The organism is Bacillus sp. FSL R10-2201 (assembly GCF_038008665.1).
Lineage (GTDB): Bacteria > Bacillota > Bacilli > Bacillales > Bacillaceae_G > Bacillus_A > Bacillus_A mycoides.
On sequence record NZ_JBBOZP010000001.1, the window covers coordinates 4,565,578 to 4,590,007 of the forward strand.

General features: G+C 34.9%; 28 protein-coding genes, 2 pseudogenes and 1 riboswitch. Of the genes and pseudogenes, 10 read left to right on the forward strand and 20 right to left on the reverse strand.

Translation table 11 applies throughout. From position 1 onward, the window contains the following. Positions 1 to 40 precede the first annotated feature (40 nt). A complete protein-coding gene (locus NSQ69_RS23670; protein ID WP_000440177.1) occupies positions 41 to 853 on the forward strand; it encodes a MerR family transcriptional regulator in 813 nt (270 codons plus the stop codon). 233 nt (positions 854 to 1,086) lie between these two features. On the opposite strand, the pseudogene NSQ69_RS23675 reads toward NSQ69_RS23670, so the two are convergent. The 3 genes and pseudogenes from NSQ69_RS23675 to luxS all read right to left on the reverse strand — a co-directional run. Next, positions 1,087 to 1,218 (reverse strand): annotated as a pseudogene (locus tag NSQ69_RS23675) (DMT family transporter); the annotation flags it as partial. Further along, entirely contained in the window at positions 1,215 to 1,976 is a 762-nt protein-coding gene (locus NSQ69_RS23680) for a MerR family transcriptional regulator (protein ID WP_002034457.1), read from the reverse strand. The pseudogene NSQ69_RS23675 and the gene NSQ69_RS23680, both read right to left, overlap by 4 nt. 236 nt (positions 1,977 to 2,212) lie before the next feature. Then, positions 2,213 to 2,686, reverse strand: coding sequence for an S-ribosylhomocysteine lyase LuxS (luxS, locus tag NSQ69_RS23685; RefSeq protein ID WP_001141371.1), 474 nt, complete (start codon positions 2,684 to 2,686; stop codon positions 2,213 to 2,215). Positions 2,687 to 2,814: 128 nt separating this feature from the next. On the opposite strand from luxS, the gene yidD reads away from it, so the two are divergent. Next, a complete protein-coding gene (yidD, locus tag NSQ69_RS23690; RefSeq protein WP_002112460.1) occupies positions 2,815 to 3,051 on the forward strand; it encodes a membrane protein insertion efficiency factor YidD in 237 nt (78 codons plus the stop codon). Here yidD and NSQ69_RS23695 read toward each other — a convergent pair. Beyond that, on the reverse strand, positions 3,048 to 3,611 hold the full coding sequence (locus NSQ69_RS23695) for a beta-class carbonic anhydrase (protein WP_002015742.1): 564 nt from the start codon (positions 3,609 to 3,611) through the stop codon (positions 3,048 to 3,050). The two genes, yidD and NSQ69_RS23695, sit on opposite strands and share 4 nt — an antisense overlap. Before the next feature lie 224 nt (positions 3,612 to 3,835). Here NSQ69_RS23695 and cydA point away from each other — a divergent pair, with 224 nt between their 5' ends. Together cydA and cydB are read left to right on the forward strand one after the other, a co-directional pair. Next, on the forward strand, positions 3,836 to 5,185 hold the full coding sequence (cydA, locus tag NSQ69_RS23700; protein ID WP_002129584.1) for a cytochrome ubiquinol oxidase subunit I: 1,350 nt from the start codon (positions 3,836 to 3,838) through the stop codon (positions 5,183 to 5,185). Beyond that, positions 5,175 to 6,203: a cytochrome d ubiquinol oxidase subunit II gene (gene cydB, locus NSQ69_RS23705; protein ID WP_002129586.1), complete on the forward strand. Its 1,029-nt coding sequence runs from the start codon at positions 5,175 to 5,177 to the stop codon at positions 6,201 to 6,203. Before cydA ends, cydB begins: the two co-directional genes overlap by 11 nt. A gap of 169 nt (positions 6,204 to 6,372) precedes the next feature. Here the strand turns inward: cydB and NSQ69_RS23710 are convergent, their stop codons facing one another. Both NSQ69_RS23710 and NSQ69_RS23715 read right to left on the reverse strand, forming a co-directional pair. Continuing rightward, complete coding sequence (locus tag NSQ69_RS23710) at positions 6,373 to 6,606, reverse strand: spore germination protein (RefSeq protein ID WP_276569564.1); 234 nt, start codon at positions 6,604 to 6,606, stop codon at positions 6,373 to 6,375. 84 nt (positions 6,607 to 6,690) lie between these two features. Continuing rightward, the gene (locus NSQ69_RS23715) at positions 6,691 to 7,503 is read right to left on the reverse strand and encodes an S-layer homology domain-containing protein (protein ID WP_341099741.1); all 813 of its coding nucleotides are present in this window, start codon (positions 7,501 to 7,503) and stop codon (positions 6,691 to 6,693) included. 745 nt (positions 7,504 to 8,248) lie between these two features. Here NSQ69_RS23715 and NSQ69_RS23720 point away from each other — a divergent pair. Continuing rightward, positions 8,249 to 9,283 (forward strand): YdcF family protein, encoded by a 1,035-nt coding sequence (locus NSQ69_RS23720; protein ID WP_002129589.1) that lies wholly within the window; start codon positions 8,249 to 8,251, stop codon positions 9,281 to 9,283. Between the two features lie 202 nt (positions 9,284 to 9,485). Then, positions 9,486 to 10,358 (forward strand): YitT family protein, encoded by an 873-nt coding sequence (locus NSQ69_RS23725; protein ID WP_000738210.1) that lies wholly within the window; start codon positions 9,486 to 9,488, stop codon positions 10,356 to 10,358. Positions 10,359 to 10,501: 143 nt separating this feature from the next. On the opposite strand, the pseudogene NSQ69_RS23730 reads toward NSQ69_RS23725, so the two are convergent. From NSQ69_RS23730 to NSQ69_RS23750, 5 genes and pseudogenes are all read right to left on the reverse strand, one after another. Continuing rightward, positions 10,502 to 10,714: pseudogene (locus NSQ69_RS23730) on the reverse strand (hypothetical protein); the annotation flags it as partial. Between the two features lie 97 nt (positions 10,715 to 10,811). After that, a complete protein-coding gene (locus NSQ69_RS23735; protein ID WP_002129590.1) occupies positions 10,812 to 11,630 on the reverse strand; it encodes a DUF4247 domain-containing protein in 819 nt (272 codons plus the stop codon). 13 nt (positions 11,631 to 11,643) lie between these two features. After that, a complete protein-coding gene (locus NSQ69_RS23740) occupies positions 11,644 to 12,150 on the reverse strand; it encodes a DUF4178 domain-containing protein (protein ID WP_002015752.1) in 507 nt (168 codons plus the stop codon). A gap of 21 nt (positions 12,151 to 12,171) precedes the next feature. Then, positions 12,172 to 12,576 (reverse strand): DUF350 domain-containing protein, encoded by a 405-nt coding sequence (locus tag NSQ69_RS23745; RefSeq protein ID WP_002015753.1) that lies wholly within the window; start codon positions 12,574 to 12,576, stop codon positions 12,172 to 12,174. A gap of 80 nt (positions 12,577 to 12,656) precedes the next feature. Beyond that, positions 12,657 to 13,322, reverse strand: coding sequence for a PspA/IM30 family protein (locus tag NSQ69_RS23750; protein WP_002015754.1), 666 nt, complete (start codon positions 13,320 to 13,322; stop codon positions 12,657 to 12,659). Between the two features lie 403 nt (positions 13,323 to 13,725). On the opposite strand from NSQ69_RS23750, the gene NSQ69_RS23755 reads away from it, so the two are divergent. Continuing rightward, a complete protein-coding gene (locus NSQ69_RS23755; RefSeq protein WP_002129594.1) occupies positions 13,726 to 14,304 on the forward strand; it encodes a lipoprotein BA_5634 family protein in 579 nt (192 codons plus the stop codon). Between the two features lie 35 nt (positions 14,305 to 14,339). Here the strand turns inward: NSQ69_RS23755 and NSQ69_RS23760 are convergent, their stop codons facing one another. The 3 genes from NSQ69_RS23760 to NSQ69_RS23770 are packed head-to-tail and all read right to left on the reverse strand — an operon-like array spanning position 14,340 to position 16,736. Next, positions 14,340 to 14,507: a FeoB-associated Cys-rich membrane protein gene (locus NSQ69_RS23760; RefSeq protein ID WP_000989601.1), complete on the reverse strand. Its 168-nt coding sequence runs from the start codon at positions 14,505 to 14,507 to the stop codon at positions 14,340 to 14,342. Positions 14,508 to 14,523: 16 nt separating this feature from the next. Continuing rightward, positions 14,524 to 16,512: a ferrous iron transport protein B gene (feoB, locus tag NSQ69_RS23765; protein ID WP_002129597.1), complete on the reverse strand. Its 1,989-nt coding sequence runs from the start codon at positions 16,510 to 16,512 to the stop codon at positions 14,524 to 14,526. After that, positions 16,509 to 16,736, reverse strand: a complete 228-nt coding sequence (locus tag NSQ69_RS23770; protein WP_000060512.1) for a FeoA family protein — start codon at positions 16,734 to 16,736, stop codon at positions 16,509 to 16,511. The genes feoB and NSQ69_RS23770 overlap by 4 nt, the downstream gene beginning before the upstream one ends. 194 nt (positions 16,737 to 16,930) lie before the next feature. Continuing rightward, a riboswitch (TPP riboswitch) is annotated at positions 16,931 to 17,032 on the forward strand. Between the two features lie 85 nt (positions 17,033 to 17,117). Here NSQ69_RS23770 and NSQ69_RS23775 point away from each other — a divergent pair. Next, positions 17,118 to 17,789, forward strand: a complete 672-nt coding sequence (locus NSQ69_RS23775) for an energy-coupled thiamine transporter ThiT (RefSeq protein WP_002015759.1) — start codon at positions 17,118 to 17,120, stop codon at positions 17,787 to 17,789. A 208-nt stretch (positions 17,790 to 17,997) separates the two neighbouring features. On the opposite strand, the gene NSQ69_RS23780 is transcribed toward NSQ69_RS23775, so the two are convergent. The 6 genes from NSQ69_RS23780 to NSQ69_RS23805 all read right to left on the reverse strand — a co-directional run bounded on the left by NSQ69_RS23780 (position 17,998) and on the right by NSQ69_RS23805 (position 22,714). Next, positions 17,998 to 19,851, reverse strand: coding sequence for a sensor histidine kinase (locus NSQ69_RS23780; RefSeq protein ID WP_341099742.1), 1,854 nt, complete (start codon positions 19,849 to 19,851; stop codon positions 17,998 to 18,000). Then, entirely contained in the window at positions 19,848 to 20,537 is a 690-nt protein-coding gene (locus tag NSQ69_RS23785; RefSeq protein WP_016130401.1) for a response regulator transcription factor, read from the reverse strand. The genes NSQ69_RS23780 and NSQ69_RS23785 overlap by 4 nt, the downstream gene beginning before the upstream one ends. A 53-nt stretch (positions 20,538 to 20,590) precedes the next feature. Next, positions 20,591 to 21,211 carry a class D sortase gene (locus NSQ69_RS23790; protein ID WP_341099743.1) on the reverse strand — a complete coding sequence of 207 codons (621 nt, stop codon included), beginning with the start codon at positions 21,209 to 21,211 and terminating at the stop codon, positions 20,591 to 20,593. A gap of 89 nt (positions 21,212 to 21,300) precedes the next feature. Then, positions 21,301 to 21,795: an LPXTG cell wall anchor domain-containing protein gene (locus NSQ69_RS23795; protein WP_341099744.1), complete on the reverse strand. Its 495-nt coding sequence runs from the start codon at positions 21,793 to 21,795 to the stop codon at positions 21,301 to 21,303. A gap of 186 nt (positions 21,796 to 21,981) precedes the next feature. Further along, on the reverse strand, positions 21,982 to 22,314 hold the full coding sequence (locus NSQ69_RS23800) for a hypothetical protein (protein ID WP_000410949.1): 333 nt from the start codon (positions 22,312 to 22,314) through the stop codon (positions 21,982 to 21,984). Between the two features lie 184 nt (positions 22,315 to 22,498). Continuing rightward, positions 22,499 to 22,714, reverse strand: coding sequence for a hypothetical protein (locus NSQ69_RS23805; protein ID WP_002129607.1), 216 nt, complete (start codon positions 22,712 to 22,714; stop codon positions 22,499 to 22,501). A gap of 161 nt (positions 22,715 to 22,875) precedes the next feature. Here NSQ69_RS23805 and hpt point away from each other — a divergent pair, with 161 nt between their 5' ends. Together hpt and NSQ69_RS23815 are read left to right on the forward strand one after the other, a co-directional pair. Beyond that, complete coding sequence (hpt, locus tag NSQ69_RS23810; protein ID WP_000687586.1) at positions 22,876 to 23,403, forward strand: hypoxanthine phosphoribosyltransferase; 528 nt, start codon at positions 22,876 to 22,878, stop codon at positions 23,401 to 23,403. Positions 23,404 to 23,487: 84 nt separating this feature from the next. Beyond that, a complete protein-coding gene (locus NSQ69_RS23815) occupies positions 23,488 to 24,390 on the forward strand; it encodes a diacylglycerol/lipid kinase family protein (RefSeq protein ID WP_341099745.1) in 903 nt (300 codons plus the stop codon). The last annotated feature ends 40 nt before the right edge of the window (positions 24,391 to 24,430 follow it).

The window sequence follows — 24,430 nt, forward strand, 5'->3', positions numbered from 1 at the left end:
GAAGTGTGGAGTTAGTCTATAGTCAAGAGGAGTTTTTAACTTGGAGAGAAAAAACCTTAAAACCTTAAGTACAGGAGAATTTGCTAGTTATTTTGGGGTGAAAAAAGACACCTTGTTTTATTATGATAGAATCAATCTTTTTAAACCTGCCGGTAAACTTCCCAATGGTTATCGATATTATACCTACGATCAAATTAATACATTCTCAACACTCCAATCTCTTCGGAAAGTGGGAGTTTCGATTGAGGAACTAAAAGAATATCTTAATTCTCCCAACACTTACAAACTTGTTGAAATGGCAAAACAGCAGACAGTTCTGGTGGAAGAAGAAATTGAGAAATTAATTCAAATTCGTCGTTTCTTTAAGGGTATTATTTCAATGGAAGAAGAAAGAAAAAACGTTGAAGTTGGGAAGGTTTATATCCAAAAGACACAGAAAAAATCTATTTTCTTAAGCGATGTAAATTCGAAAAATAGCATGACCGATTTCGATTGGGTAAAACATTTTAGCAAGCAAATAGGCTTGTTTGTTCCTGCTCCTATTGGATCTGTGATAACAAGAGAGAGCCTGATTCAAGAAAGATATGAGGAGGTAGATCACTTATTTTGTTATAGTGATTTAGAAACAGGTCAATCAAAACCAGGAGGAATTTATGTCATATATTATCACCAAGGATCTTATAAAGATATTGAATCCGCATACCACAATATCACGGAATTTATCAAATCAGAGGGCTATGTTATTGAAGGAAATGCCTATGAAGATTACTTCTACAATCCATTAAGAACTAATAATAAGGAGGAATATCTTACTAAAATTAGTATACAGGTAACAAAGTGTTTAAAGAGTTAAAGCTATAATGTTATCTTTGTTTAGTAAAAATTAAAAATAGGAAAAACAATTGCAGCGAGTACTTTTAAAAAAAGTGATAAAAAGAGAATCGAACTTTATGTTTAGTAGGGCATACCCCATCATCAAGTTGAAATTTTAAAATACCCCTAGAACGAAATTTTGTGCTAACTTTTAACAGAAAAGCTCATTTTTTCGTTTTGGGGTGAATCTATTTTCTTAAGTTGATGGGCATGTGGTACAAGCCCTATTACAAAAATAAATAAAAGCTGTGCAAGAATGAAAATGCTCACATGTTTATAAAAGTATTGCCGCTCTAATCGTGCGTGCTCCTTTCCATATAGCTTCTCTTTTTGCATAGCTGTCATTTATCTTCCTCCTTTTTCAAATAATACTCTACCATTTCATCTATATACTCCATTGTTTCCGAATCAAGTCCATATACTTTTGCAATCTCCCCCTCTTCAGGTCTAATTAATTCCCAATACTTATTTATTAATTGTTCATCCTCTTGAAATACGTGCATGGAAAAATCCACTACTTTTTCCGCCAATTGTTGAACTTCTGGTGAATCTACTGGTTCATTTATACGCTCACGAATTTCTCTTAATACTTGCAACCACTCTTTCGTTCTTTTATCGTTTTCTTCAAATGTTGGTAAGCCCTGAATAATCTGCTGCTCTTCCTCATTAAAATACCTTTTCCAAAATTTCTCCCTCTGATCAATTCCCTGTACGGATTTTATAAATAACATTAAATCCTCTGTTTTAAGCTCCCCTGTTAATTCAATGGAATGAAATGTTGTATATAATAGTTTTTCTAAGTCCTGTAATCTTTTTACTTCTGCTTGTATTGTTCGAATCTCATTTTGAATTGCACTTTTCCATCTTTCTTCTGAATTTCCCTTTTCCTCTTTTAACACTTTTTTTATTTCCGAAAGCTTAAAACCAAGCTTTTTAAACGTTGTTATTTGTTGCAATGTAATTACATCATCTTTTGAATAGTAACGATATCCTGACTCGGCAACGTACGACGGTTTTAATAATCCAATTTCCTCATAATATCTAAGTGTTCTCGTCGTTACATTCGTTTCTTTTGAAATTTCACCAATGCTATACTTATCCATCGTTTCCTCCTCACGCCTTATTTATCTTCACTATAAACTTTGACGTATACGTTAAAGTCAATACTCCATTCACACAAAAAACTCCTGTTTTTTAAACAGGAGCTTTCATTAATATATTCACCTACTGCCTTTCATTTCTTAAAAATGCTCATAAGTGAAACTCATTGTTTTTATATAAAATCTGTACCTTTCTCTTTTACAAATAAAAAAACTGCCCTTTCACAGGCAGTTTTTCTTTATCCAAATACTTTTTCAAGTTCATCTTTATCTTGGCTTAGCCAGAAGTTCATTAAGCGTTGTGCTCCTTCTAAGTCGTGAAGCTTCGCTTGGCCACATTGTGTTTCATTTGCAGCTGGAATTTCTGTAATTTGAACCGCATCTTTTAATGTTAGTTCTAATAAATCAATGATTTCTCGAACCGTCGGTGTTCCGCTTACTACAAGATAATATCCTGTTTGGCAACCCATTGGTGAAATATCGATAATATCAAAATGCGGATAACGATCAATATATTTACGTAAATTAAATGCTAATAAATGTTCTAACGTATGAATAACATCTGGTTTCATTGCTTGTTTATTCGGTTGGCAAAAACGAATATCGAATTTATTTACAATACCGTCGCTACCTACGTTGTGAACTCCGCAATGTCTTACATAAGGTGCCTTTACAATCGTATGATCTAATTCAAAGCTTTCTACTGATGGCATACAACATCTCTCCCGCTTTTAATTTAATTCCGTTATATCCAATATGATATAACGGAAATGCACATTAGTAAAGTATTATGTACTGTCGTGCTATAATACTTTAAGACTATGCTGAAAAGGAGACCATTATGAAACAGATTTTTATCGGTATTATACGCTTTTATCAAAAGTTCATTTCTCCGATGACACCGCCAACGTGCCGCTTTCATCCGACTTGCTCTCATTATGGATTAGAAGCGTTTCAAAAACACGGTGCCTTCAAAGGATTTTGGCTTACATGTAAGCGTATATTAAAATGTCACCCTTTCCATCCAGGAGGATTTGATCCTGTCCCAGATAAAAAGGATGACAAAGTAAATTCTTAATTGTCGTAACCATTTACAACTAAATCTAATTTTCCTGTGTCAGGATCTATAACAAGACCGTGAACAGGTACTTCTTCCGGAAGTAACGGATGGTTGCGGAGTATTGACACACTATGTTCTACACTTTCTTCTACACTAGAGAACCCTTGTAAGAATCTTTCTAAATCGATTCCAGAATAACGAAGTGTATCTAATTTCTCTTCTGTTACGCCGCGCTCTTTCATTTTTTCAATTGTACTGCTTGCTTGAATTTTTGCCATACCACAATCATGATGACCGACAACACATACTTCATCAGCTCCAAGCTCATATACAGCGACTAAAATACTACGCATAATACTTCCGAATGGATGTGAAATAACAGCGCCTGCTACTTTAATAATTTTCACATCACCGTTACGCATATTCATTGCTTTCGGTAATAATTCAACAAGACGAGTATCCATACAAGAGATAATTACCATTTTTTTATTTGGAAATTTTCCTGTTTCATACTCTTCGTATTTTTTCTCTTCAACGAATTTTTCATTGTATTGTAAAATCTCTTCTAATGACTTCATAGTAAAGAACCCTCTTTTCTCTCATTTACATTACATATGTAGTGTACCAAAATTTGAAAAACTCAAAAAGGATATTGCTTTATAGTAAAAATAGGATATTTTCAGATAATCGACATAATTCTTTCAAAATATACACACACCTTTGTAACAAGTCTCACATACTTTAAACGTTTTTTCACTATAAACTGATTGTAGATAATGTAAAAAAGGAGTGAATATTTATTATGTCCGACGTTCTGTTACTAAGTCGTTTTCAATTTGCAATTACTATTTTTTATCACTTTTTATTTGTACCTTTGACAATCGGACTTGTTATTTTAGTAGCATGTATGGAAACTCAATACGCCCGCACATTGAATCCAACATACCGCAAAATGGCAAATTTCTGGGGAAAACTTTTTACAATTAACTTCGTAATGGGGATTATAACTGGGATTACGATGGAATTCCAATTTGGAACAAACTGGTCTGAGTACTCCAAATATATGGGGGATATTTTCGGATCACCTCTCGCAATCGAAGCACTCGTTGCCTTCTTCTTAGAATCTACTTTCATGGGAATATGGTTATTCGGTAAAGACAAAATCTCACCAAAATTCCGTGCTTTCTGTATGTGGATGGTTGCACTTGGAACAAATATTTCTGCCCTTTGGATTATTACTGCAAACGGATTCATGCAAAATCCTGTTGGGTACGTAGTACGTAACGGCCGCGCTGAATTAAATGACTTCTGGGCACTTGTTACAAATCCATATGCATGGAATATGTTCTTCCACACTGTAATTGGTTGTTATATTGTCGGTGCTTTCTTCGTTATGGCAATTAGTGCATATCACTTACTACGTAAAAACGAAGTGGAATTCTTCAAAAAATCATTTAAATTTGGTTTAATGTTAGGTTTATTCGCCGCAACAATTACACCATTTATGGGCCATCAATCCGGTGTATCAGCTGCTAAATATCAACCAGCAAAAGGAGCTGCGATGGAAGCTGTTTGGGAAACCGGAAAAGGACAAGGCTTCTCAATCATTCAAATTCCTGATGTGAAAAATGAAAAAAACTTTGAACTACTTACTATTCCAAAGCTCGGAAGTTTCTTCTATACAAACTCATTTGATGGAGAAATTGTTGGTTTAAAAGATATTCCAAAAGAAGATCGTCCAAATGTTAACCTCGTGTACTATAGCTTCCGCTTAATGGTTGCACTTGGCATGTTCTTTATGGCATTAACTTGGTACGGTTTCTATTTAAACCGAAAAGGAAAACTAGAAAACTCAAAACGTTATTTAAAAATTACAATGTGGTCTGTTTTACTTCCATATATCGCAATTAATGCTGGCTGGATTGTCGCTGAAGTAGGTCGTCAACCGTGGACAGTTTATAAACTAATGCGTACAGCAGAATCCGTGTCACCTATATCAGTTCCACAAATTTGGTTCTCATTAATCAGTTTAATATTGTTCTACACTTTACTCTTAATTGCAGACGTATACTTAATGCTGAAGTTCGCGAAAAAAGGACCCGCTGCATTAGAAGAACCTGCTACTGAAGGAGGTGCGGCTCATGTCTCATGATATGCTTGCAATTATCTGGTTCGGTTTATGGGGCGTAATTTGGACAGTGTACTTCATTCTTGATGGCTACGCACTCGGTAACGGAATGATTTTCCCATTCGTTGCGAAAGACCGACAAGAACGAAATCAATTACAAGAAGCTATCGGCCCGTTCTGGGGTGGTAATGAAGTATGGTTAATTACAGCTGGTGGTGCAACATTTGCTGCCTTTCCAGTCACATATGCAAATATGTTTAGCTACCTATATACACCACTATTTTTAGTATTACTTGCACTATTTGCTCGTGCCGCTGGACTTGAATTTATGCATAAAGACGATTCACCAATTTGGCAAAAAACTTGTAAATGGGCATTTACAATTGGTAGTTTCCTAATCGCCTTCTTATTCGGCGTTACATTCGCTAACCTGTATTACGGGCTGCAAATCGGAAAAGATGGTTATGAAGGAACTTTACTTAGCTTACTAAACCATTATGGTATTTTAGGTGGTCTTTTCTTCACTGCTATATTCGTCGTATCTGGTGCCCTTTGGATTATGATTAAAACAACTGGCGAAGTATCTGATCGTGCTTATAAAATTGCAAGACCATTTTCAATGGCAGCTGCTATCATTTTAGCTATCTTCTATGTCGCAACTGCAAATCGTACAAATTTATTCCAAAACTTCACGGAATATCCTGTACTATTCATTCTTCCAGTACTTGCAATGTTAATGAGTGTACTCACACTTATTATGGTGTACAAACATAAAATCGGCCTTGCATTCACATTCGTTTGCTTAACAATCGCAATGTTTATGACAACTGGTTTTGCAGGTATGTTCCCAAGAATGTTACCATCTCGTATTAACGACGCTTATAGTACAACGTTATACAACGCAGCTGGTAGTCAATTAAATTTAAAAATTATGTTCTTCGTTGCAATCGTCATGGTACCAATCGTTATTGGATATCAGCTTTGGAGCTACAGCATATTTAAAAATAAAATTCATAAAGACTCTGCTAAAGGATATCACTAAAATAAAAAAGACACTTCGAGCGAAGTGTCTTTTTTATTTTACGTATGATTTTCGATAAGATGTTACATTTCTAATCTAACAACTATGATAAAGAAGAATCACTAACAGCTCACAACTAAATTGTATCACAGGGCAAGCACATCATTTTATGCAATTTTACATATAAAAATTATAACGTAGATTGAATTACTTGGTCATACACATCGTTATCCGTTACATCTGCCGTACTAATACCACTGAATGTCCTCACATTTAATCCGGTATTTGAAGATCCCGATCCATTATAAGCTTTCGTTTTTTCAATTGGATTTACGTTATATTTATCACCTAAGTTAATTGTCCCATTACAGTTCTCAATAATAACCCCTTCCACAATAGCTGGCATTTTATCACCTACTTTCATTTCGTTACTCCCATTCTATGAGAATCGCCTAAAAAAATAGCATGTGTGAATAAGAAAAAAGCACTCAGGCTGAGTGCTTTTTTCTTATTTACCGCTCTTCTTTCTCTCACAAGCAATTCCATCGCCATCACGATCTAAATGCTTACCGTAATACGGACTATCTCTTGTAATATCGTAAACTCCAGCATCATTTGCTTCTTTACAGTTAGCAAAGCGTTTTGGTTCTGGCTTTTGTTCCGGCTTCACCTCTGGTTGTGGTTGTTCTTGTCTTGCTCCTGGTCTTTCTTCAAGTGGTAATGTCGCGTTATATAAGAACTGAACATATTGCTCACGACTTACATGCATTCTAGGTGCGAATTTACCATCACCAGTTCCAGCTGTAATATAATTTGATTTAACTGCAGTAATCGCAGGATTCGCCCATCCATTTCTATCTACATCCGGGAAATTATGATCCCCTCTAATTTGCAATTGAAACCCTTTTGTTAAAATTTGTGCCATTTCATCGCGAGTTAACGAATCTTTCGGCCTAAAGTTCCCTGTGTCATCTCCAGCAAATACACCGATCTCTGTTAAAGCAAGAATCTCTTTTTTAAACTGAGTCGAACGATCAGTAACATCTTTATACGGATTATTATACTGTTCTTTTACTGCTGGCTTTAATTGACGGAACATAAGGGCTGCAACTTGCTCACGAGTTACATCATCACCAAATCCAAAAATCCCATTTCCATATCCAGCAACAATGTTTTTATTTGCTAAATCCATAATTGCCTTATAAGCCCAATGATTGTTTGGAACATCTTTAAACTGAGTACTTGCCTGCGCTGTCCCGATTGAAGTAAATGCTGTAGTTACAACAATTGCACCTGTTAAAAGTAATTTTTTAAATCCCATACTTAAGTCTCCTTCTCTTTTCCATAATAACCATTTAACAATATAACAAATTATATAAATTCATTTTGTCATATTCTGTCGAATACAAAAAAAGAACCCCGAAGGATTCTTTTTTTGCTAAGCACAAATGGCAATTTTGGAGACAGTTGACTCTTTCAAAATTTATTAGGGGTAATATTTTGAAAAAGAAAGCCTTTCATATGTAGCTTAACACCACTGGAATATATAGTAAATTGATAATCTTTATACGGAAGATTGCTAATGTTTAGTATAGATAGTTTGCACTACGTTAATAGTGGAAATTATCTATACTAAGAAACAAAAAGACGCCTTTCAAGAAGACGTCCTTTCCCCTGTTTATATATACCCCATCCCGCTTTTTGTAAACACACACTAGAAAACAGAATCATGAATTGTTACAAGATTGTTAGGTACAAAAAGAGTAGAGGTAAATATTAATATAAAATTCTGCTTTATAGCGTGTATCCACAACTTATATTTTAATCCTCTTCCCTTGAAAATAAACATAATATGCATAATTACATACCAAAAAGAAAAAGACACTCCACAGAGTGCCTCTTCAACCATTTTACTTTTAATATATCACTTTGAATACATTTTACCATATTTAACTATATCGATTGTTGAGAAAATTCGAAATCGTTATTTTTTTATCAACATCTTCAAAATCATGTAATATTAAGGATGCAATAAAACATTATACAAATTGAGGTGTACTATATTTATGTTTTTCGGAATCATTCCTCTTATATTGTTTATTATTTTTCTTATCTCTTACTTAAAAGATCCACGAAAAATAATAAATGGCTTTTTATTTAATGCCTTTTTCTGTTCATTTCTATTATTTTGTGCAATCGCCTCGTTTGCATCTGGTAGTAACACTTTACATTTCATCGTTATTCTACCCATGTTAGCTCTACTTTTCATGATACCTTTTGGCATCGTTGCTCTAATGTTTGGACTATTTCTTAATGCGAGAATCTTGATGAGGCGTGAAGGAAGACGCTTTACAAACTCTTTAACTTTAATTGCTGCTTTAGGGATTTTATTCTGTATACTAATCCCTATCATAAATCCAGCAAGTTTATTCTCAGAGCATTTTCAATTTATTTTTGCTGCTATTTCTCTTGTAACTATGTATTTCTTTATACATTTATCTAACTTCTTAAGCGCTTATTTTCTATACCAATTCAATAGACCGAGACGTAATCAAGATTTCATCATCGTTCTTGGTAGCGGCTTAATTAATGACAAAGTGCCACCCTTACTTGCAAGTCGCATTAATAAAGCAATCGACTTTTATTGGAAGCAAGCCGCTGTGAATACACCACCAACAATCATTTTCTCTGGTGGGCAAGGGCCTGATGAAGGTCTTCCGGAAGCAGAAGCGATGCAAAATTATGCTGTTGAAAAAGGCATTCCGCTTGAACATACGGTACAAGAAAATCGTTCTGTAAACACATATCAAAACATGTCGTTCTCTAAAGAAATTATGGATTCTTTAAAACCAGAAGGTAAGTATAAAAGTATTTTTACAACGAATAATTTCCATCTTTTCCGTGCTGGCATATATGCAAGACAAGCTGGCCTTAATAGCCAAGGAATCGGATCAAAAACAGCCTTTTATTACTGGCCTAATGCAATGATTCGCGAATATGTCGCAATTGTCGTTATGGGGCGTAAGCGCCATATGAAAATATGTGGAACTATTTTAGGTTTCGCTTTATTCCTAACAGTCGTTAGTTTTATACTTTCTTAACAACATCCCATCCTTTAAAAGGATGGGATTTCTTATACGAATTTCAAAAATATTTTAATGGTACTATGGTGATAATATTCCCTGCATACATCCATTAAAGGAGAATTTTTTCAAATATAATGTTAAAATGGTTGTTAGGCATGAATCGAACTGATTAGCAAACATGTAAGAAAAAGAAACTAGTTTGAAACGAGGAAATTATATGAAAAAAATGATCAAGAGTAAGCCCAATAAGCTGAAAATTGCTTCAAAAGCTTTGATGATTATTATTGGGGCATTTATCACAGCGTACGGATTAGAAGCTGTCTTAATTCCAAATAACGTATCCGACGGTGGTGTGACTGGTTTAAGTATCGTTAGTTCAAGATTATTTGGATTGCCATTAGGAGCTCTAATCGCAGTTATTAACATTCCTTTCGTTTGGTTAGGATATAAACAAATCGGTAAAAGCTTTGCAATTTATTCCATCATCGGGATTGCTTCATTAGCAATAGGTACCGTTGTCATGCACGGAATACCAACTATTATTGAAGGCGATACACTACTCGTTACAGTTGTTGGTGGTATTATTATCGGTTTCGGTATGGGACTAGCCTTACGTAACGGCGGCGCATTAGATGGAATCGATATGCTAGCTGTATTACTTTCTCGTAAGTTACCTTTTGGAACAAGTGACCTTATTTTATTCTTAAATATGTTTGTCTTTATTTTTGTTTCAACAGTATTTGGTCTTCAAGGGGCTATCCTTTCGGCAATTGCTTACTTTATCGCTTCGAAAGTGATTCATATCGTTGAAGTTGGTTTAAGTGGTTCGAAAACATTTAAAATCATCACGAAAGAGCCTGAATTAATGGTAGAAACAATTCGCGATCGTTTAGGCCGAAGCGCAACGTATAACGAAGTATATGGTGGTTATTCAAGAGAGAAATTCAAAGAAATTTCTTGTGTAATTAACCGTTTAGAAGAAAGTAAAATGAAGGATCTGATTAATGAAATCGATCCTAATGCCTTTATTACAGTTTATGACGTAGCTGAAGTAAAAGGCGGTAACTTTAAGAAACGTGATATTCATTAATCATTATGAAAAAAGAGGGTGTGCCAAAATATTGGTGCAGCCTCTTTTTATTATGAAGTTGGTAAATCGATATTCCTTTTCGAATCGTTGATATATTTTGAGCTACGATAGATATAATCGAAAAACCGTTGATATATTTTACTCCCCCATCTTCCCCCGCTTTTAATCCAATCGACGTACTTTTGAAAGGCGGGCACTTCATGCTGAAAGCGAAGCGGAACATATAGAAAGAGAGTACATGTACACAGTATCCATAGAATACCTACTATAAAGTGAAATTTCATCGTTGTGCTAATAAACAAACTGAGGAATAAGACGAGGAACATAATCAAACTAAACCTTTTATATATACTCATAATAAACTCCTCCTTATAACTTAATTGTACCAGCTATAAGGAATTAATTCCCATAATAAAAAGACCGAAAAGCAAATTCCACTTTTCGGTCTCTATACTATCTTCTCTTCATAATTTTCCCTGAACCGCCAACCCTTGTTTTCGGGGGCGACGTATTCTTTGGTGGGGTTTTAATGGATGATTTCGGCTTCACATCAGATCCACTCGAGCCACCCGGGTTTTTCGTAATTTTCCCTTTGCTTCCGGTAGAAGGCGGTGGCGTCGTTTTACTTCCTTTTTCCGTAATACTTCCTTTATCACCTACAGATGATTTCGGATCTACATTATCGCCTCGCTTAATAATAGATCCTTTCCCTTCCTTCGTAATTGGAGGCGGGGTTTTCTTTTCCTCTTTCGTAGGTGGTCTTTCCGGGATCACCGGTTTATGATTTTGTCTGTCATTATATCCGCGATAATCACCGTATGATGATTTGCGTGAACCGAATATATCGTTTAATATACTCCCCATGATATATCCTTGTAAGAAGGATGGTTGGTAATTTTGACGGACAAATTCTTCATTGCTTATTTCAATTAACGTATCAGATGGTTTCTCTTTATCCTTTTGTAAATTATACATTTTATCAGAATAAACGAGGAACATTTGATTTTCGTCTTCTTTAGATGCTTGCTTCGGTTTCCTTTCGGCTATAAGTTCCTTTGCAACTTCAGGAACTGACCGATTGGCGGCCCTATACACGTAAGATTCTTGTTTACCATCCTTTGCGACAGACTCTAGTGGGTAACGGTCCTGAATTGACTTCGCCTGACCACTTTGACAGCCCGATAAAGCATAACCGGCAATAACAAGTAATGTAACGATAGCAAGTATAGGGATCACGAACGATTTAATCATGGTAAACAATCGGTTTGACATGATTACGCCCCCCTTATGTTGCTCTTATGATTTGTACATCAGCAGGAATAATTACTTCTCCCTCATACATCATTGTGCGACCATTTTGCCATTCAACACGTAATAATTTGCGGTTATCAGATTGGAATTCCCATACGTACTGTTCTTCTGAAGCAGCGAATGGTGTTTTCCCCATAACAACAACACGTCCATTATATTGTTCTTCCATATGATACTCTATATCATCCATTTCAATCGTCGTCGGAATTTCATCGATTGAATCTAAACGACCATCAATCGGTGTATACAATTTGTAATACGTATTTTCACGGTCTTCAATTTTCAAATAACGAATATCTTTCCCATCCTGCAAAGTTAAAATAATCTCCTTGCGAGAATGCATGCTCGTTTTCCCAGTTAATTCGTACATGACTAACGAGACTTCAATCATATCGCCAGGAGCCAACGTTAAAAGACTCTTTTCTGGCTTCGGCGGCTCCGGACTCTTCATTATATTTTTAATACGTTTAAATAAACTCACAATCTACCCCTCCTTTTCTCTTTATAAACAAGCACCTAAAATAAGTGCACCAACGATATGTAATGAACCAGCTAACAACGCATGTGCTAAGCTGCCTTCTTTCGTTCCTTCTTCTAAATCTAAACCAGACATTTTCTTTAACACAAACTCAATGAACATTTCTACAATTAATAAAATAACGAATGAAACTGCTGAGGCAAGAAGCGCTTGCCATAAGTCATTCGCTTTCGTTATAGATTGAGATAAAATGTACCCTTGCGCAAATAATTTCATAACGAAACGCGTTGTCACTGCTGTATTTCCATTTTTCATTTCTTTTAAATCATTGTATTTTGTAAAAATCGAATCAACCCACATAATTGCAAATAAAAGTACTGCACTCGCCCCAGTCCATACAAGCATAGCTAAAACATTCATCCACGTCATTACAAAACCTCCTCTAAAAAAGTAATAGAAAACCGACATGAATTCTCTTCAGACATGTCGGTTTCTTTGTCTATTCTATATTATTTCTCATACTGCTTCATAATACGAGCTAATTCATCGTCAACAACAGAATTTTTGTTTAAGCTTGCGAATTCATCATCTAACGACTTTTCTTTCTTGTAAATTTCACCGCTTGCTTCTGCTTCAGCCTCTAATTGAAGTGCTTTCTCTTCCATACGGCTTAAACCAGCTTTTGCTGAATTTGAATCAAATCCAGACATCGCCTGATTAATATTCTTTTGTGCTTTCGCTGCATTTACACGTGCAACAAGTGTTTCACGTTTATTTTTCAGCTCTGTTAATTGCTTACGCATTTCTTCTAGCTTCAGACGAAGGTTATCAGCAGCTGCTTTGTTTTGCTCATAGCTCGCTTTATACTCATTCATCTTTTGCTCTGCATTTTGTTTTTCTTCAAGAGCACGACGCGCAAGGTCAAGATTGCTTGCTTGAACAGCCATATGAGCTTGCTCTTCACGTTTTTTCACAAGTGCTTCTTGCTCTTCAAATAATATTTTGAATTTCTTCTCAAGTGCAATTTGAGCTGCTACACTTTTCTCAGCTTCTTGTACATCCGCTTGCATATCGCGTAAATATTGATCCGTCATCTTAACTGGATCTTCCGCTTTTTCAATTAATGAATATACATTCGACATTGTTAAATCTCGTAATCGTTTAAATACAGACATTCTAATTCCTCCTATGACTTACCTCATATTTCAAATTCACTACTTGGAAAACTGAAAAATCTCCCTTAACAGTAAAGAATATTCATTTTTACAGCCTATGTGTTTATTATAACAAAACTAATATGTCCTTACATGTTATTTCCAAAATACAGCCAATATAATATGACATTCTAGATAAAACATTGTATTCCTAATATATTCTCATTAATCCTCTTCAGAATTGACATATTTTTATGCACTTTCACTAAATTACATTATTGTAATGTTACTGTAAGCTAACTCGATAGTTACGTTTCAATATTTCTTATACACTAATACCAGAAGCAACAAACAAGCTTCTCATAATTTCAGGACTAATACAAAAAATGTATTTACTATAAAACATATAAAAGGAGCAATCATCATGAAAAAATTAGTAGGAATCGGATTAGCAGCAGCAATTTCATTCGGAGCATTATCAGGTTGTTCTTTATTAGGAGAAAAAGCGAACGGCTTTGTACTATACGGAACAGATGAGCAAATTCAACAAGTTACAGATAAAAATAAAAAAGAAGTGAAAGAAAAAGACTTCTATAAAATGAAAATGACAACATTAGAGGGTAAAAAAGTTCTTGTAATGGATAAGAAAACTGGTGAAGAACTGGTGAAAAAAGAATTACTTAGCAAAGTTGATAAAAACGACGATACAAAACCACTTGATAAATTACCAGCTGTAACAACAGAAGAAGGCGTGTTATTTGCAAAAGAGAAAGTAGAAAATGCTACACTTGATGGGGCAAAATTAAAATACGAAGGCAACACAATTATCGGAAGTGGCCGTGCATATGCAGACATGTTCGCAATTGTTGACGATGCAACTTATGGAAATGTAAAAGGTGATGAAAAATCTGTTGGTGTATTAAAATTCGATAAAGACCCTAGTAAAGAATTCCCTGGTTACAACGGAGTAGAAGCTTCTCAGCTTGTAAAAATTAAAAAGTAAACAAAAAAGCTTTGCGAAATTCGCAAAGCTTTTTTCTATTTATGAGCAATTTGCTCCATATCTGGACTACAAGTTTGCGACTGACATGACTTACTTAAAGAGCATGCTGCGCATTTTCCCTTTTTACTTCTCTTTACAAAATTAACTAACGTATATGCTGCATAACCAAAAATGATAGCTCCAATTATAATATTGACCATCACCGCGATACATCTCCTTCTAGAATCCGAGTAAGGACCCAACTTGGTATATAATGAGCGTTAATACATAAGCAACAACGAGCGGATAAACGACAGAGAAAACTGTCCATTTCATCGATCCTGTTTCACGTTTAATAACAGCTACTGTCGCTAAGCACGGAACATATAATAAAATAAAGAACATAAATGCATAGGCTGATAGCGCAGTATAATGTGCTCCCATTACATTTCCTAGCACATCTTCTTTAACCGCATAAATAATTGCCATCGTAGAAACGACAACTTCTTTCGCTAAAAATCCTGTTAAAAGGGATGCTGCAGCTTGCCACGTTCCAAAGCCGAGCGGTGCAAAAAGTGGTGCAATAAATCCACCAATCATCGCTAAGAAACTGTCTCCCATATCAACACCAAATCCTGATGGACCTGCATAGTTTAATAACCAAATGACAACAGAACCACCGAAGATGAATGTACCCGCTTTACGAACAAATCCTTTACCTTTCTCCCACGTGCTCAGCCATAACGTTTTCGCTTGCGGCACACGGTAAGGTGGTAGTTCAATTACAAAAATAGATTTTTCTGCTTTTAAAATAGTAAGAGACATAATTTTTGTAACGAGTAATGCAAGAACAATCCCTGCGATATATAAAGAGAACACAACAGTCGCCTGACTATGAGGGAAGAAAACTCCCGCAAATAGTGCATATACAGGTAAACGTGCCGAACAAGACATAAACGGTGTTACAAGAACTGTAAGTAACCTTTCTTTTTCTTGTTCAATCGTTCTCGCTGCCATAATACCTGGAACGTTACATCCAAAGCCGATAATCATCGGAATAAATGCTTTTCCGTTTAAACCGAAAAACTCCATAATTCTATCCATAACAACTGCAATTCGTGCCATATATCCTGAGTCTTCTAATAATGAAATGAAGAAGAATAGTGCAAAGATTTGTGGAACGAATACTAATACCGCACCAACACCAGCAATAATACCTTCTGTAACGAGTGCTTGAATAAAGTCAGAAGCCCCAACACTTGTGAGCCCAGCTGTAACCCAATCAGTAAGTTGTCCGCCAAAAAATCCATCAAGCATATCAGATAAAGGTGTACCAATCCACGTAAACGTAACCTGAAAAATAAAAAACATAACTGCTAAAAAGATTGGAAGTCCTAAAATTTTATGTGTAATTAACCTATCAATTTTTTCTGAAAAAGGAATTTTTCCTTCTTTCTCATGTTGCATAACATTTGTTTTTAACTTTTCAATATACGCTTCACGAGTCTTGTAAATGTGCTCTTCCAACGTACAATCAAGTTTTCCATCTAAACGAGATCGAATGGCTATAAGTTCCTTATAAATTGGTAATGCTTTCATTTCTTTTTCTACTACTTCGTTATTGCTTAAAAATTGAAGGGCTAACCATCTCGGATGCTCATAATTCGCTGTCTCTAAAAGAGCGATTACCTCTCCAATTCCTTCATCCATTTGTACACCATATGAAATAATGAATGGCTTTTTCTCTTTTTGTTTCTCTTCATGAAGAGTAGTAAGTAATTCTTCACAGCCTTTTCCGGTTCTTGCGATGACAGGAACGACTGTTACACCTAATATTTCTGATAGCCTTTTTACATTAATCACAATTCCTCTTTGCTTTGCCACATCAATCATATTTAAACCAATTGAAACGGGCTTACCAAATTCAAGTAATTGCAATGTTAAATGCATATTTCGCTCAAATTGAGAAGAATCCACTATATTTAACATATGATGAAATTCATCTGTTAGTAGAAAATTCGTAACGACACCTTCATCACGTGAAACTGGATTCAAATCATAAACGCCTGGTAAATCAATTAATGTTCCTTGCTTATCTTTTAATTTACCAACCTTCTTTTCTACTGTTACACCGCTCCAGTTTCCTACATATTCATAAGAACCAGTAAGTGCATTAAATAATGATGTTTTCCCTGTATTCGGATTCCCTAGCAAAGCAACCTTATTCACGCTAATTCCACCTTTATCATTTTCGCGTCACAATGACGAATACTAATTAACTGTCCACGACACTCCAATGTACAAGGACCTTTAAACATCGCTTTCTGTTTCAAGCGAAGTTCGCTTCCTTCCGCGAGACCGAAAGCAGCTAGTCTACGCTTTAATAACTGATCTAAAGACTGAATACTTTTTACTAACACTTTCTCGCCAATTTTAATATCTACTAAGCTCATAACCTTCCCCCTCAGAAGAGAATGATAATTATTTTCAGAAAAATTATATCATACTCTATTTCAATTGGACTATACCCTTTTGCTTCATATTTATTAACATTTCAATACAATTATATTTCAATAATTATCATACAAAGTATGTTTGCCATTCTCATCCATTTCGCTTACAATGAACAATAGCAAATAAAGAATCTCGTTATCACAGGGGGAGCCTTACCGCTGAGAGGGAACAATTCGTTCCGACCCTTTGAACCTGTTAGTTAATGCTAACGCAGGAATTGTGCAAACGTCCGAAATACATACCTCTTTTTCATTTACGTATTTCGTATCCTCCTATGATATCTATTCTTTTTTTGCAACTTGGATTTAGGGGGAGACAACATGCGTAACACCAATTTACAAGCGATGATCGAATCTGCTATTCTTGCAGCCTTCGCCTTGGTCATCGATATTTTACCACTTTCAATCAAAATATCAGCAACAGGCGGTTCCATCTCATTCGCTATGATTCCTATCTTTATTATCGCATACCGCTGGGGCTTCAAAATGGCTTTCTTAGGAGGCTTAATTTGGGGATTATTACAAATTGTCGTAGGCGATGCCATTATCGTCACACCAATTCAAGTAATCATTGAATACTTCGTTGCTTTCGCATTCATTGGATTTGCTGGTTTATTCTATCGTCCAATTCAAAAAGCACTTCTAGCATCTAATAAGAATGGAAACGAACAATCAAACTTAAGTAGCCGTAAAGATAAGCCTTCATCAAAACAAAACCAAGGAAAGAAAGTAATTGGATACATTATCATTGCTACTTTTATCGGTAGTCTAGCTCGTTACTTCTGTCACTTTATTGCCGGTATTATTTTCTGGGGACAATATGCACCGAAAGGTCAATCAGCTATTCTATATTCTTTAATATTTAACGGTAGCACAATGATTGGTTCCTATATTCTATGTACCGTTTTACTTATATTTTTATTTATCACTTCACCAAGATTATTCAAAAGCATGAGTGCTTATCAAATAAATTCACAAAAAAAGGGCGCTTAACTTAGCGCTCTTTTTTCACATCGTAATATCAATTAAAAATACAATAAATGCACAAAAGAAAATAAATACCATTATACTTAGCCAATTGCTATGCACGGTTCATCGACTCCTTACATAACCTCATTTTCTATTCAAAGTATACTGCTCCAAAATAAAGATTAGGTAAAGATAATATGAAAATAAATTAAAAAAGCGTAGATAGTATTGTCTACGCTTTTTTCGGTAAATAGAAGTAAAATAAAACACCATCTTCGGTATTCTTCACCCCATATTCAGCATCGTGCAATTCTAAAATATTCTTTGAAATTGCAAGACCAAGCCCTGTTCCACCTTGTGAACGTTTCCTTGCCGCATCCACGCGATAAAAACGATCCCAAATTTTATCTAATTGTTCTTCTTCAATGTGAGCACCTTTATTTTCAATACATACTTTTATATGATCCTTCCCGTCTATTGTGGAAATAATAATATCTTCTTTTTCTGGTGTATAACGTATTGCATTCGTAATAAAATTCACAATTACTTGTTCAATTCTATTTTGATTCCCAATCACTTCTGCTGGACATATATGTTTGTGCACACTCAGTTCTTTTTTCTCTATCTCCGCTGAAAGCTGTTCACATATTTCTTCAATCACTCCATCGATATAGAAAGAATCCATCTTCATGTTATATGTGCCAGACTCAAATTTAGCTAATTCAAGCATATCCAAAATTAGTATATCCATCTTGTCTACTTCTTTTTCCATCGCCTGAAAATAGTAGTCTTTCTTATGTTCAGCTACCCCATCTTTTAAAATGGAAATACAGCTTTTCATAATACTCAGCGGCGTTTTTAGTTCATGCGATACACCCGCAATAAATTCTTTCCTTGTGTTTTCTAACTTTCTTTCTTTTTCAATATCTTGTTCTAACTGTCCAATATGTGAATGTAGTTTATTAGATAATGTATTAATATTTTGCGATAAATCACCAATTTCATCTTTTGAAGTAATCGGAATTTTTTCTGTGAAATCCAAATGAGCTATTTTCTTCGTTGTATCATTTATTTTTAGTAGCGGTTTTGCAATTTGTTTTGAGTAATAAAACGAAGCTAGAAAAATTAGAACGACTACAAATGCAACAATATAGATGTAATAATCTTGCACCATTTGTACAGCCTCATCTACAGGCTGTAAAGAAGCCATCGCATATATATATGTTACCGATCCGTCTTTTTCTTTTTTTGGTTTAATTAATAATTTATATTTTATATCATTTTTTTCATAGTCCATTATTTGTGTTGAATACTGTATATGATTATTCTCTTTTAATAATAAATCAGTTTGAAATTCCTTTATGCTATCTAAGAATAAACTATTTTTATAAATTGGATTCACAGGACCTTTTACATCGGGGAACTGTACTTTCGTAACACGTCCTACTATAGGAGCATTTAATTCCTGAGCAGCTTGCTCCTGAACGGCCGGCTTCTTTTCCTTAACAACTTGTTCCTCATCTGCTTTCTTTTTCTCCTGATCTAATTTAATCATTTTCTCATTAAATGCTTTTTCTAACGGTTTATTAGATCCACTTAAATTTTGCTTACCTAACGAGAAAGAGAATGGAATAAAACTTTCTTCTTTTTTCACTCCAGAAAAATAAATTTCTTGTCCTAAAAACTTCTCTGATAATTTATTATCAATCTCCTCTATATTGACGAGATTACCTAAGGGAATCTTGAATATTTGTTGTCCAAAGCTCTTCTGTTGCTTACGGTCTATCGTTACTTCAAAATAAAAATCATCCACATGTTTTAAATTCCCATTCTGATCTAATATCGTAATCCACGTATTATTTTCTCTTAAAAAATCTTGCTCCAGCTTCTGAATTCCTTCTGCATTTCCTACATAATTCAAATAATTCTTCTCAAAGGAATTTAAATTCACTTTAATATCTTCTACTTTTCGGTTCGCATAATATTGTTTAAAAAATATCGTTTGACCAATAAATATCGTCGCTAAAATCAACATACATAGAGCTGTTGTAAGGGTAAATAATTTAAGTACAATCCCTTTTCTCATATGTTCCCCTCGAATTTATAACCGGTTCGCACTACAGTTGTAATGTACTTTGCTTTCTCTCCTAATTTATTTCGCAAATTACGAATATGACTATTAACCGTTCGATCATCGCCAGCAAATTCGTACCCCCAAATTCTTGAAATTAACTGTTCTCTCGTTAAAACAATCCCTTGATTTTTCATGAAATAAGCTAATATTTCAAATTCTGTATGTGTTAAAGTAATGTCTGCCTCATCAACAGTAACAGTACGTGACGGAAAATGGACGTGAATGCCATGAATTGATAATGTATCATCTTCATTTTCCAAAGGTTTCTTTGATGCTTGTCTACTTTCTAATAATCGTTTCGCTCTCGCTAATAAAATAGGCGGACTATATGGTTTCGTAACATAATCATCTGCCCCAAGCTCAAACCCAAGTAACGTATCATCTTCATCTACACGTGCCGTCAGCATAATAATTGGGACCCCGGACGTCTTACGGATCCTTCGGCAAACAGACCATCCATCAAGTTCCGGCAACATAATATCAAGTATAACTAAATCGACCTCTTCTTCTTCAAATAAGACTAAAGCTTCTTTTCCATCTCTCGCTTCAAGCACTTTATATTGTTCACTCAAAAAGTAATCCTTTAATATTTCGCGTAAAATATCTTCATCTTCAACAATTAAAATGTTTTTTGACATAATCTATGTCTCCCCCTCTCGCTTTAAGAAATTATTATTCAAAGCTCTATAATTTATTTTGAATTACTCGTAATTAACTTTGCCTCGATAATATATCGATCCGGTGCATCCCCTATATAATCAAATGGATAACAAGTCGTCAGTGTTAATGTCGGTTCTTCTTTTTTTACAATAACAGTGCGATCATCCGCATGTGTAATCCATATCTTTTGAATTTCATATGTGTACATTGTATTGTCATATTCTACAATGAGATTATCTTTTTCTTTAAGCTCCCCTAATTCTGTAAATACAGTATCTCGATGCCCACTCAGTACAGTATGTCCTCCTCCAGATGGTGTTGTCGTTAAATCACTAACAAACATACCGACTCCTTTTTTCAATGTTGCATCATTTGCTCCCCAATATATAGAAAACTTCTTCTTTATTTTCGGTATATTTAACATTGCTACCTTTTCTCCTTCTTTATGCTCGGTTTGAGAAGAAGGTACTTGAGAAGTTACATGTGTTTCATGTGAAAGTTGATTATCTTGTATATTTTTAAGGCTCTTTATTTCTTCTTTCGTTAATTCTTGAGCAGAGCTTTTTCCTTTATACCATTCCACAGCGTAATACGATCCCATGAATAGCCCTATGGCCATCAATATGATACCGATATAATTGAGTAACTTCATGTTCCATCCCTCCATGCAAAAAATGGTAGGAATAACCTACCATTTTTAATATATGAAATTATCCCATTCTTTATAGAAAAATATTTTATTTACGCCTTAACTTTATTACGACGCTTCAAACCAAATAATGTCCCTATCCCTACAAGACATGCGCTTAGTGCCATCATTGCTACATTATTTGATGCTGTGTTTGGTAATTTTTCACCTTGTACAGCTTGTTTCGCTACTTCTTGTTTCGCTGCATCATTCTTTTGCCCTGCCTTAATTGCTGCTTCTTTTTTTGCAAGAGCTTCCTTTTCTTGCACTTGTGGTGTTACTTCTTGTTTCGCTGTATCATTCTTTTGCCCTGCTTTTATTGCTTCCTCTTTTTTAGCCATATCACTTTTTTCTTGTACTTGTGCTGCTTCTTTTTTCTCTACTTCGCTCTTTTGCTGTTCCTTAATTGCTTCTTCTTTTTTAGCTTTATCTTGCTGCATTTGCGCTGATTCTTCTTTTGTTAATGTTCCAGTATCCGCGCTCGCTACTGAAGAATATCCTACTGTTAAAAGTGCCATTGCACAAATTGGTAATAGTTTTTTTTTCATTTTATTTCTCTCCTTTTATACTTTATTCTAGTAACACATCACGTCGCACCGGATGTATTACTAGAATAAACAAGAGATGTAAATATAAGATGCAGATGAAATGGAATTCTGTTAAAGATTTCATTTTAGAAAAATAAAAAAACACCGTAATATATACGATGTTTTTTCGGGTGTGTGTCTCGATATTTATTTGTTACTTTCGCGTGATTGAGAAGTAGAAAGGGCCGGAGTGATAACTAATTGTCTCGGCTCAGTTTTCTTGAAGTGATTTTTGACGTTACACTTACGACATTGAACGACCCATGCTTTAATAGGATTTGTTAAAATAATTTTTTGCCTTTCGTTAGGGGCCTCTTCTTCCAATTTACAACTATCGCTCCACTTACTCCATTTCATTGTAAATTTAGAAGAAGAATGATCGTCTTCTCGATCAAACGTATGCAAAAAATCCATTTCTCCAGCTAGCATTACGGTGTTACTAGTTGCTAAAAAAGAAAAGGTCGTCCAATGTTTCTCCATGCCCTCCTACTCCTTTTTCACATATAGAGTGCCTAAAACTTAATTTACCTAAAATATGCTTGCCTTTACCTTACACTTATAGTTTATCCAAAACACTACTATGCAACTATCGATTTGTCTTACAAATCACCTTACATTTTTGTAAGAAACGAAAAAACCTTCACTCTATATACGTGAAGGTTTCTCATTTCTTATCTATATGATCTTTCATATCATCAAGTCCAACTTCTTGCAGCTGTGACATCATACCGTGGGAAATTGCGCCTAATACTAAAGTCATTCCAATTAATGAAATCCGAATTGCAGGTACATCAATTATGTAAGCCAACATACCAAGAACGATTGTTAAAAGCAATGCTTTTATAAATGTTACACTTGTATACTGTTTCTTTTTCATCATAATCACCCTTCACGGAAGCGTTTTCTTAATATGATCAGTATATCATATCATCTGACTATTTTGTGGGCATTTCTGTAAAAACCTTATATCTTCTTTGACTTTTTTCTTTCTATCCTTTACAGTCGAAATGTTCACAAGTTTTACACTGTAGGAGGATTCAAATGAAAATTGAAATAAAAGACACTTTAATTTCTGAAGAACAATTACAAGAAAAAGTAAAAGAACTAGCACTTCAAATCGAACGTGATTTTGAAGGAGAAGAAATCGTTGTAATCGCTGTATTAAAAGGATCTTTCGTATTCGCTGCTGATTTAATTCGTCATATTAAAAACGAAGTAACTATCGATTTTATCTCTGCATCTAGCTACGGGAATCAAACAGAAACAACTGGAAAAGTAAAACTATTAAAAGATATCGATGTAAACATTACTGGAAAAAACGTAATTGTCGTAGAAGACATTATCGATTCTGGTTTAACACTTCACTTCTTAAAAGATCACTTCTTCATGCATAAACCAAAAGCATTGAAATTCTGTACGTTACTTGATAAACCTGAACGCCGTAAAGTGGACTTAAAAGCTGAATATGTTGGCTTCCAAATTCCAGACGAATTTATCGTTGGCTACGGTATCGACTGCGCAGAAAAATATCGTAACTTACCATTTATCGCTTCAGTTGTAACGGAGTAATATAAATAGAGTAAACTTCCATCAATTATTGATGGAAGTTTATTTTCTATCACGATTCGTAAAAGACAAAGGGAGAGAATAAAAATGACAAAGACAAAATTTGAAAAAGTACTCCTCATCGTAAATCCGAAAGCAGGACAAGGCGATTTACATACGAACTTAACAAAAATCGTACCACCTCTTGCTACGGCTTTTCCTGATTTACGCATCCTACATACGAAAAGGCAAGGTGATGCAACAAAATATTGCCAAGAGTTTGCTAGTAAAGTAGATTTAATTATCGTCTTCGGTGGTGACGGAACTGTATTTGAATGTACTAATGGCTTAGCCCCTCTTGAAACTAGACCTGCACTTGCAATCATTCCAGGCGGAACTTGCAACGACTTCTCTCGCACACTCGGCGTTCCGCAAAATATTGCAGAAGCAGCAAAACTCATTACAAAAGGACATATAAAACCAATTGATGTCGCAAAAGCAAACGGACAGCACTTCTTAAACTTCTGGGGCATTGGACTCGTATCTGAAGTATCAAACAATATTGATGCAGAAGAGAAAGCAAAGCTTGGTAAAATCGGTTACTATTTAAGCACCATTCGAACTGTTAAAAACGCTGAAACATTCCCAGTAAAAATAACTTACGACGGACAAGTATATGAAGACGAAGCTGTCCTTGTTATGGTTGGAAACGGTGAATATCTCGGGGGTATCCCATCCTTTATTCCGAACGTAAAATGTGATGACGGAACACTTGATATTTTCGTAGTCAAATCAACAGGCATTCAAGCGTTTAAAGATTATATCGGAAAGAAACTATTTGAAGACTCAAATGAAAATGACATCTTCCACGTCAAAGCTAAATCCATTCATATTGAAACAGAAGAAGAAAAAGAAGTAGATACAGATGGTGAAAGCTCTCTTCATACACCGTGTCATATTGAGTTGTTACAAGCGCACTTTACGATGATTTATAATCCTGCGGTTGTTTAATGAAAAAAGACTATCCGATTTTTAACATTTCGGATAGTCT